Below are 9172 nucleotides of genomic sequence, written 5' to 3'. Positions count from 1 at the left end.
GTGGTTAGTGGTTAGTGGATTTGATGGTTGGATTGCGACTCGTTGTGTCAATGGTTTTTTCTAACCACTCGCCACTAATCACTGACCACTTCTTCAATGCACCGGCAACTCGATGTTCTTGAATAAGGCATCGAGGTCTTTCTTCTCCCGCAACTCCATGGCTTGGTCGATCAATTCCCGCGTCAGGTGCGGCGCGAAGATGCGGATGAAGTCGTAAATGAAGCCCCGGATGAACATATCCCGCCGGAGGCCAATCTTGGTGGTGCTGGCCCCGAACAAATGGCTGGCGTCCATGGCAATCAAATCGGCGTCCGCCACCGGGTCATAGGCCATGTGGGCGACGATGCCCACGCCCAGCCCCAGCCGCACATAAGTCTTGATGACATCGGCGTCCACGGCGGTCAAGGACAACTGCGGATGCAACCCGGCTTGGTCAAAGGCGTAGTCAAGCTGGGAGCGCCCCGTGAAGCCGAAGGTGTAAGTCACCAGCGGATGGGTGGCCACATCTTGGAGCGTGAGGGTTTCCAGGTCGGCGAGCGGATGGCCTTGGGGCACCAAAACGCAACGGTTCCAGCGGTAGCAGGGCAGCATCACCAAATTCTCGAACAACTCCATGGCTTCCGTGGCGATGCACATATCCACCACGCCCCGCGACGCCTGCTCGGAAATCTGGATGGGCGTGCCCTGGTTGATGTTGAGCTTGATGCCCGGATAGCGCCGCATGAATTCCCGGATGGCGGGCGGCAGGGCGTAACGGGCCTGGGTGTGGGTGGTGGAGATGGACAGCGAGCCGACCTTGTTGTCCCGGTGTTCCTGGGCGATGTGGCGGATGTCCTGCACCTTGCCGAGAATTTCCCCCGCTATCGCCACGATCGCCCGCCCGGCGGCGGTGAGTTCGGTCAGATGCTTGCCGTTGCGGGCGAAGATGGGCATGCCCAGTTCATCTTCCAACAAGCGGATTTGCTTGCTGATGCCAGGTTGCGAGGTATACAGGCTGTCCGCCGTGGCGGAGACGTTCAGCTCGTGCTGTGCGACTTCCCAGATGTAGCGTAGTTGCTGAAGTTTCATGAAGCGTCCGAATCCTGTTCTTATTCCAAAAAGCGTGAAAATATCACCCCGAGTATATCATTGAGATATGAAAAACGCGGGCTTATTCATGGCGATTCTTGGGGGCACGGGCTTCGCGATTGGCCGACTGGGCCGTCGGAACGGGCGCAGTCACGGACTGAACCCAGCGCCGCTCAGTTATAGATGACGGTGGAATGAAAGCTTCATTTGACCCCCCTCACCCCAGCCTTCTCCCAGAGCTAGAGGGGGCAAAATGTCGCTTTGCCAACGGTGTCATCTATAGTTTGGCGGCGGCGAAAGTGGGTGATGTTTGCGGGGCAGGAATTGCGCGGGATGATGAGGAGCAAGCATTCCCGCGTGGCGGGCGCATGACTGCGTTTGAACGAGATGGGCGGGAAGGCGCGGGCCGGGACGATTGCGGCGGCGTCGTGCCCCTTGGAATTGTACGAGCCAAAGCCATTCGCCCCGCCCAACATCCGCCGCCCGGTCGCCGAAACGTCAGCGAGGGCGGCAGCGGCGGTTGCTGCGGCTGGGCGTGGACTATTTTTCGAGGAGTTCCCGCTTGCCCGGCTTGCCGTTCCAAGCGTCGGCCTCCTCGGAGGCGGGCGAGACTTCGGTGATGCTCGGCCAGGTCTTCGACAGATCGGCGTTCAACTGGATGAAGTCCTGCATCTCGGCGGGCACTTCGTCCTCGGAGAAAATGGCGTGGGCCGGGCACTCCGGTTCGCACAGGGTGCAGTCGATGCATTCGTCGGGGTCGATGACCAGGAAATTCGGGCCTTCATGGAAGCAATCGACCGGGCACACGTCCACGCAGTCGGTGTATTTGCACTTGATGCAGTTCTCGGTTACTACAAAAGTCATTTCAAGGTTCCTGTCTACTTTGTTTTTTAAGAGAATCCCCCGAACCGGGGATTCCGGCGGCCGCTTTTTTGGGGGTGTTCTGGTTGATGCAAGCGCCGCGCTTGCTCGCTTTTAGACTGGGCCGGGGGTCCGTCCGTTTCGCGTCCCCGCCGGGATGGTCCGGTAAGAAAAACCGCGCCGGAACGCCTCAGGGGAGGCGTTCCGGCGGTGGTGTTCTCGCGGGGAGGGTGGCGCGAGGCGCATTTTACATGGACCCGGAATATTTCCCAAACCCACAGGGCAAGGCCGGGACAGGCCCAAACAGAGGCTCACGCCACCCGGCTCCGGCGCTTTTCCCGCGCCGGAATCGCGGCCTTAAATATCAGGGCAGCTTGACCGGGGCGGTGAACACCCAGTCGTTATCCTTGGCGGCGCCATGGCAGCCGAAGCATTCCTGGGCGAACTCGGCGCTCTTGCCATAGGGCTCGGCCTTGTCGCCCAGCCACCGGCCAAAGCCCCAGCCACCGGTCGCGCTGTACTTGGCCGAATCCTTCACCATGAAATCCACATGGGTCAATTCGTTTGGCACGATGGCGGTGGGGAATTTGCTGTGGGTGGTTTGCTTCCAGGACGCCTTGGCGAGGATCGCCCCGTCCGGCCAGGGGTTGGTCTTGCCAGCGCGGGCGGCGGCGACGGCGGCGTCGTTGCCCAGGATGGCCCGGAGGGTGCCGCTCTCGGTGCGTTGAGAAACGGCGATGACGCGCCAATCCCGGTAGCCCTCGGGACGGACCAGGCCATTGGGGGCGGGGGCCACGGATTCGGCTTGGCAGAACGGGGCGGCGGCGATGAGGGCCAGGGCAGGCAGGATTTTCTTCACGATTCTTCTCCTAGTGATGTTGGGGATGGTGGGCATGAACATTCGGGAATGCGCCCGAAGCGGGATTATAAATGCCACATTCATGCCACGCCGTCAGAACCGTGTTGTCTGGGGCCGCTTCCCGTATGAGTACACGCCCACCCCATCCATTCGCCGCCCCGCCGAGCGCCCTCAATCCTCCTTGACCTCCACCGTTTTGCCATCCCCGGAGATGAACACTTCGAATTCCTTGCCCAAGCCCCGGGCTTCCTCGAACTCGTAGCCGCTGGCGCCATTTTGCCGGGTGACGGCCTTCACTTCCTTGGGCTTGGAATCCGGCCAGCGCTCCTTGAACGCGGCGCGGACCGGCTCGGGGACTTCCTTCATGGGCACTTCGATTTCGGTCTGGAGCAGCTTGCCGTCGGGCATGACCTCCACTTCCACCTCGCGGTCGTTCTCGATTCCCTTGCCCTTGAGTTCGTAATGGACGCCGCCCTTGCCGGTTTCCTGTTCGGCGCTGTGCCATTTCGCCCCCGGCACGGCCTTGTCCGCAGCGGCTTTGACATCGGGCGGCAGGTCGCTCAGGGAAATTTTCCGTTCTTCCTCGCCCGCTTCGACGGTGCCGGAAACGGCGATGGCGGCGGCGATCAACGCGGTGGTAATTCGCATACGGGTATCCTCCATGATGTTCTTACAAAAGCCGTCTAGGATTCGCCCAGAAGGTCTGGGCAATTCAGTTGGTTAGACGTGGGACGGCGGGGGTCTATCCGGCGGGGCGAGGGGCGAGTTAAGTTGGGCGCGGATCGTGTCAAACTTTTTTATTAACCATCCGTCACTAATCACTAAGCACTTTGTAGAATGGGTCCATGACTAACACGACACCTTATTTTTCTCTGACGCCCGACCGCGTGATGAATGCCCTGGATAGCGCGGGGTTTCAATGCGATGGCCGGTTGCTGGCGCTGCACAGCTATGAAAACCGCGTCTATCAGGTGGGCATGGAGGACGGCCCGCCGGTGGTGGCGAAGTTCTACCGCCCGGAGCGCTGGACCGACGCTCAAATTCTGGAAGAACACGCTTTTCTGCGGGAACTGGTGGACGCCGAATTGCCGGTGGTGCCCGCGCTGGAAGGCGAGGACGGGCTGACGCTGCACGAGTTCGAGGGCTTCCGCTTCGCGGCCTTCCCGAGACAGGGCGGTCATGCCGCCGAGTTCGACGACTTCGACATCCTGGAGCGCATGGGCCGCTTGATTGGGCGGATTCACGCCGTCGGCGCGTTGCAGCCCTATCGCGAGCGCCCCACGCTGGACATCGCCAGCTTTGGCGAGGAACCGCGTGAGTTTCTGCTGGCGGAGGGTTTCATTCCGGCGGATGCGCGGGACTCCTACGAAAGCGCGTCGGCTTTGGCCTTGGATAAGGTGCGAACCTGTTTCGAGCGGGCCGGAGCCGTCGGCGCCTTGCGATTGCATGGCGACTGCTACGGCGGCAACGTGCTATGGGCGGGCGATGGTCCGTACTTGGTGGATTTCGACGATAGCCGGATGGGTCCGGCGATTCAGGATTTGTGGATGTTCTTGTCGGGCAACCGGCTGGAAATGAGTCGGCAATTGGGGCATTTGTTGACGGGGTATGAATGCTTCTTCGACTTCGACAGCCGGGAAATCCATCTCATCGAAGCCCTGCGCACCCTGCGCTTGATCCATTATGCGGGCTGGCTGGCCCGGCGCTGGAAAGACCCGGCGTTTCCGCAGGCGTTCCCGTGGTTCGGCACGCCACGTTATTGGCACGACCGCATTCAAGAGCTTCGCGAGCAAATCGCCCTGATGGACGAAGCGCCGCTCTGGCCGGTGTGAATAAAGCTTTGTAGGTCGGGCTTAAGCCCGACCTACAACGAGACGGCTAGTCGGGCTTAAGCCCGACCTACAGCGAGACGGCTAGCCGTTGGCCCGGCTCAACGCGGCGGGCTTCTCCGTCAGCTTCCCGCCATTGAACATTTCCAGGTACACCGCCATCACGGCTTCCTCGATGGTTTCCATCGCGTGTTCACCGTTCGGCACGATGCCCGCCTCTTCCAGCATTTCCCACGGCTCGTAGCCGATCTTCGAACACAGCACCGCCTCGCAGCCTTCCAGCGAGCGGATGGTGCGAACCAGGGCCGATTCCGCTTCGCCACAGGTGGAATCGCCGGAGCAATACTGGTCGGTCTTCCGGTGGGACATGAACTTCATGCCTTCCGGGGACGCCTGATAAATCTGGAACTCCTTGGCGTGGCCGAAGTGCTGGTTGATGACGCCTTGGCCGGAGGTGGCGATGGCCATCAACACCGGGCGGGTGCCCGCCGGAATCTTCGGCTTGGCCTTCTCGGCCTGGGCGGCGCGCTTTTCATTCATGTCGGCGAGGATGCCTTCCTGAACGACTTTGCGCATTTCCATGGCCGACTGGTAGTCGATTTCCATGGCGTCGATCTTGTCCAGCGTGAACTCGGAACCCCGGTCCTCGCCCAACAGGCCCACCGCGTCGGCGCGGCACTGGCGGCAATGGCGCATCATGTTCATGTCGCCGGAGCAGGCTTCCTGCAAGTCCATCAACTCGTCCGGCGAAGGCCCGCGCTGGCCCATCACGCCGTAGAAGGTGCCATGCTCGGCCTCGGCGATCAGCGGCATAACGTTGTGCAGGAAGGCGCCCTTGGATTTGACGATCTTGCTGACTTCCGCCAAATGCTGGTCGTTGATGCCCGGAATCATCACCGAGTTGACCTTGACCAGGATGCCCTTGGCCACCAGCATCTCCAGCCCTTTTTGCTGCTGCTCGATGAGGATGGCGGCGCCCTCGCGGCCATGGATGCGCTTGTTCTTCCAGAAAATCCAGGGATATATCTGGGCGCCGATGTCCGGGTCCACTGTGTTGATGGTGATGGTGACGTGGTCGATGTTGTGCTTGGACAGCTCCTCCACGGATTCCGGCAGCGCCAGGCCGTTGGTGGAAACGCACAGCTTGATGTCCGGGGCGTCCTGACTCAGTTGGCGGAAGGTCTCGAAGGTCCGCTCCGGGTTCGCCAGGGGGTCGCCGGGACCGGCGATGCCCAGCACGGTCATCTGCGGAATCTTCGCCGCGACCGCCATGGTCTTCTTGACCGCCTGATCCGGGGTCAGCAACTCGGAGACCACGCCGGGGCGGGATTCGTTGGCGCAGTCGTATTTACGGTTGCAGTAATGGCACTGGATATTGCAGGCCGGGGCCACCGCGACATGCATCCGGGCGAAGTAGTGGTGGGCGTCCTCGGAGTAGCAGGGGTGGTTCTGCACCTTCTCGCGGATGTGGTCCGGGAGTTGGTTCACCTGCTCGTCGGTGGAACCACAGGAAGAGGCGCTGCAACCGCCTTGCGCTGCGGCGGGTTCGTGGGAGTTCAGTACGGGTAACTGCATTGTCGTTATTCCTCTGGTGGGTGCTGTGGAGGTGTGCGAATAGAGGAAGCACGCGGTATGCCAGTTTTTATGCTATTGATTTTATTAATATAATCACCGCCTATGCATGTTTTGAACCCGACATTGGCCGGGCGATTGTCGGATTCAGGAATCCAGCGGCTCGCCATTCTCGTCGAAACTCAGCACCGTGACCTCGCCATCAATGTCGATGATTTCCGCCGCTTTGAGGACGCCGTTGCCGTGATAGGTGTAACGGTGTTCCATTTCGAGTTCGCCGTAGACCATCTTTTGCAGGCTGAGCAGGCAATTCTCAGCGTCGAAGTAGCCCCGGAAATAGGTGTTCCGGTTTTCGATCTGTTCCGGCTCCAGCGGATTGAGAAGTTTGAAAGGCAGCTTGACCCCGCTATAAGTGAGGAAATAGCGGCACTCGCCGGGGATTTCGTTGGACATGGTTAGGTCTCGTTGGGATGGATGGATAAAAAGAGGGGCGGGGCGGGGGTTGACTCCCTTGCGGCAGACGCCGACCGCTGGGCAGCGGATGATACCCGATCTTCGTTTTTTCAGATTTGACGGGAGGGAAACAAAGGTTTTCGCATAAAGCAGCAGGGCGCGTGCGAGGGCAAAACAATCCCGACTCGATCCCCTACAACGGAAAGGCTGGCGGGATGGTCCAAGCAGGCAATTCGGAGGAAATGCCATGGCGGGAAACATCTTCAATCAATGCCGCGAATACATCCGCCGTATGCTGCGGATTTTCCAACGCCCAGACGGGCCGGAATCGCTACGCCGACACCTCGACGCCGCCGACCGGGAGACGCGCCCGGTGAAAGCGCCCAAGTATTGCGCCGAATGCGGCTCCACGGATTTCGAACCCACTTCGACCCGCGCCGATCATGGCCGGGTGCGGGTACTAAAGCTGCGCTGCCGAGCCTGCGGGCGTATCAACGGATTTTAAGGATTCGGTTGAATTCGCTTACACCAAAGGCTATGGGAGGGTGGAGCGTAGCGAAACCCATCATGCCGCCCGCGCCCGGCGGGCCTTGTCCAGGCGTTCGGCCACCGTTTCCCAACGGATATTGCGGAAAAAGGCGTCCACATAATTCGGTGCGGCGGCGCCATAGTCCATTTGGTAGGAATGCTCGTACATATCCATCACCAGAATCGGCAGCGTGGCGGCGGGCGCGTGCAGGTGGTCCCATTGCCAATAGTTTTCCAGTAGGCCGCTGTGCAGGTTGTAACCAAGCGTCACCCAACCGGAGCCGCCGCCTAGCCCTGCGCCCATGCGCCGGAATTCCTTCTCCCAGGTCTCGGATGAGCCGAACGCCTCGCCCAATGCCTTGCGCAAGGAATCGTCCGGCTTGCCGCTGCCGCCCAGATTGCCGAAATACAATTCGTGCAAGACCACCGAGCCGGTGCGCATCAGGTGTTCGCGCTTGAGGTCGTTATAGACATAAGGGGGCAAGTCCTTGTCTTCCAGAAATGCGGCCAGTTTTTGCTTGACGGCGTTGAGCGCCTTCACCGACCCGCCGTAATTGTTTTCCCAATGGGAGCGGATCAGCTTTTCGGACAGCCCGTCCAGCTTGGCGGGATCGAAGGGCAGAGGCTTGGCTTCGTGCGAGGCCGCGAAGGCGGAAGGAATGGGCGACATTTTTGTGGACTCCTGTTTGGGTTTTGCAGCAAGGGCTTCGGGTGACAGCGCGGCCAGGGTCGCGCCGACCGTCGCGGTGGTAATAAATTCACGCCGGGTAAGGTCAGTCATGGTTCCTCCTCGAACAATCGAACGTTTTAGGTCGTAAAAAGCCACGCACCCAACTGGCTTGATAGCCAGGGTTGCAGCAGTGTGAGCAATAGTCCGGCGGCTCCGCTACTTGCAATTACCGGAATCACCCCGGCCTTATAGCGGAACAGGGCCAGCAACGCGGCAAATCCCAGCAGCGCGGCGGGTAAATCGAAATGCCCCTCGAAGCCTTGCGGCCAGAAGACGTGATAAGCGAAAAACAGAGCAAGGTTCAAGATGACGCCCACCACGGCGGCGGTGATGCCGGTCAGTGGCGCGGTGAATTTCAGATTGCCGTGGGTGGACTCCACCAGCGGGCCGCCCGCCAGGATGAACACGAAGCTGGGCAAGAAGGTGAAGTACGTCACGACCGTCGCGGCCACCGCCCCCGCCGCAAACAGCCGATCCGGGCCGAATAGCCCTTGAGTCCAGCCCGCCACGTACCCCACGAAGGTCACGACCATAATCAACGGTCCCGGCGTGGTCTCGCCCAGGGCCAGCCCGTCGATCATTTGATGGGGGGTGAGCCAGTGATAATGCTCCACCGCCCCTTGATAGACATAGGGCAACACCGCGTAAGCGCCGCCGAAGGTCAAAAGCGCCGCCTTGGTGAAAAACCAGCCCATCTGCGTCAACGCCCCGTCGAAGCCATGGCGCCAGGCCAGCCCGCCCAAGGCGCCGCCCCACAACAACAAACCCCACGCCAGCACCCAGGCCAGCCGTCCCCAGCGGAAGCGGGCGTGTCCCGGCGTGGGCGTGTCGTCGTCGATCAGCGCGGGGCCGTAGCTGGCCTTGGCCGCGCCATGCCCGCCGCCGACCGCGAATTTATGCGGGGCCAGCTTGCCGCCGATGCCCCCCAGAATAGCGGCCACTAACACCATGAGCGGGAAAGGCGTGCCCAGCGCGAAGATCGCCAGAAACGACAGCGCGGCCATTGCCCACAGCAACCCGTTCTTCAAAGCCCGCGTGCCAATGCGATAGGCTGCGAACAAGACGATGGCGGTCACGGCGGGCTTGATGCCATAGAGTGCGCCCGCGACGGCGGGCACATGGCCGTAAGCCAGATAAATCCAACTCAAGCCAACCAACACCAACAGGGAAGGCAAGACGAACAGCCCCCCGGCCATGATCCCGCCGAGGCTGCGGTGCATGAGCCAGCCAATATAGGTTGCCAACTGCTGGGCTTCCGGTCCCGGCAGGACC

The 9172-nt window shown here is 61.0% G+C and carries 10 protein-coding genes; 2 read left to right on the top strand and 8 right to left on the bottom strand.

Annotated elements, in window-relative coordinates:
• Positions 1–93: 93 nt before the first annotated feature.
• The 4 genes from cysB to ACXWUF_RS13170 form a co-directional block, all read right to left on the bottom strand.
• Positions 94–1068 carry an HTH-type transcriptional regulator CysB gene (gene cysB / locus ACXWUF_RS13185; protein ID WP_458495131.1) on the bottom strand — a complete coding sequence of 325 codons (975 nt, stop codon included), beginning with the start codon at positions 1066–1068 and terminating at the stop codon, positions 94–96.
• 540 nt (positions 1069–1608) lie between these two features.
• Positions 1609–1932 (bottom strand): ferredoxin FdxA, encoded by a 324-nt coding sequence (gene fdxA, locus ACXWUF_RS13180; protein ID WP_458495130.1) that lies wholly within the window; start codon positions 1930–1932, stop codon positions 1609–1611.
• A 361-nt stretch (positions 1933–2293) separates the two neighbouring features.
• Entirely contained in the window at positions 2294–2788 is a 495-nt protein-coding gene (locus ACXWUF_RS13175; RefSeq protein ID WP_458495129.1) for a cytochrome P460 family protein, read from the bottom strand.
• Positions 2789–2959: 171 nt separating this feature from the next.
• Positions 2960–3436 carry a PepSY domain-containing protein gene (locus ACXWUF_RS13170; RefSeq protein WP_458495128.1) on the bottom strand — a complete coding sequence of 159 codons (477 nt, stop codon included), beginning with the start codon at positions 3434–3436 and terminating at the stop codon, positions 2960–2962.
• A gap of 197 nt (positions 3437–3633) precedes the next feature.
• Between ACXWUF_RS13170 and ACXWUF_RS13165 the strand changes: the two genes are divergently transcribed.
• Positions 3634–4620: a serine/threonine protein kinase gene (locus ACXWUF_RS13165; RefSeq protein ID WP_458495127.1), complete on the top strand. Its 987-nt coding sequence runs from the start codon at positions 3634–3636 to the stop codon at positions 4618–4620.
• An 81-nt stretch (positions 4621–4701) separates the two neighbouring features.
• Here the strand turns inward: ACXWUF_RS13165 and nifB are convergent, their stop codons facing one another.
• Both nifB and ACXWUF_RS13155 read right to left on the bottom strand, forming a co-directional pair.
• Positions 4702–6192 carry a nitrogenase cofactor biosynthesis protein NifB gene (gene nifB, locus ACXWUF_RS13160; protein ID WP_458495126.1) on the bottom strand — a complete coding sequence of 497 codons (1491 nt, stop codon included), beginning with the start codon at positions 6190–6192 and terminating at the stop codon, positions 4702–4704.
• Between the two features lie 144 nt (positions 6193–6336).
• Positions 6337–6642 carry a DUF6156 family protein gene (locus ACXWUF_RS13155; protein ID WP_458495125.1) on the bottom strand — a complete coding sequence of 102 codons (306 nt, stop codon included), beginning with the start codon at positions 6640–6642 and terminating at the stop codon, positions 6337–6339.
• A gap of 247 nt (positions 6643–6889) precedes the next feature.
• Here ACXWUF_RS13155 and ACXWUF_RS13150 point away from each other — a divergent pair, with 247 nt between their 5' ends.
• Positions 6890–7147: a hypothetical protein gene (locus tag ACXWUF_RS13150; protein WP_458495124.1), complete on the top strand. Its 258-nt coding sequence runs from the start codon at positions 6890–6892 to the stop codon at positions 7145–7147.
• Positions 7148–7207: 60 nt separating this feature from the next.
• Here the strand turns inward: ACXWUF_RS13150 and ACXWUF_RS13145 are convergent, their stop codons facing one another.
• Positions 7208–7951, bottom strand: a complete 744-nt coding sequence (locus ACXWUF_RS13145; protein ID WP_458495123.1) for a superoxide dismutase — start codon at positions 7949–7951, stop codon at positions 7208–7210.
• 26 nt (positions 7952–7977) lie between these two features.
• Positions 7978–9172 (bottom strand): chromate transporter (locus ACXWUF_RS13140; RefSeq protein ID WP_458495122.1); only part of this gene is annotated, 1195 nt, incomplete at its 5' end.

This window comes from Methylomagnum sp. (assembly GCF_054333355.1).
Note: the sequence above shows the minus strand (reverse complement) of the source record. Positions and strands in the feature narration are given on the sequence as shown.

Bases quoted from the DNA above. Each gene is read 5' to 3' on its own strand.
- fdxA (WP_458495130.1), bottom strand. From the start codon at position 1,932: ATGACTTTTGTAGTAACCGAGAACTGCATCAAGTGCAAATACACCGAC.
- cysB (WP_458495131.1), bottom strand. From the start codon at position 1,068: ATGAAACTTCAGCAACTACGCTACATCTGGGAAGTCGCACAGCACGAG.
- ACXWUF_RS13145 (WP_458495123.1), bottom strand. From the start codon at position 7,951: ATGACTGACCTTACCCGGCGTGAATTTATTACCACCGCGACGGTCGGC.
- ACXWUF_RS13155 (WP_458495125.1), bottom strand. From the start codon at position 6,642: ATGTCCAACGAAATCCCCGGCGAGTGCCGCTATTTCCTCACTTATAGC.
- ACXWUF_RS13170 (WP_458495128.1), bottom strand. From the start codon at position 3,436: ATGCGAATTACCACCGCGTTGATCGCCGCCGCCATCGCCGTTTCCGGC.
- nifB (WP_458495126.1), bottom strand. From the start codon at position 6,192: ATGCAGTTACCCGTACTGAACTCCCACGAACCCGCCGCAGCGCAAGGC.
- ACXWUF_RS13150 (WP_458495124.1), top strand. From the start codon at position 6,890: ATGGCGGGAAACATCTTCAATCAATGCCGCGAATACATCCGCCGTATG.
- ACXWUF_RS13165 (WP_458495127.1), top strand. From the start codon at position 3,634: ATGACTAACACGACACCTTATTTTTCTCTGACGCCCGACCGCGTGATG.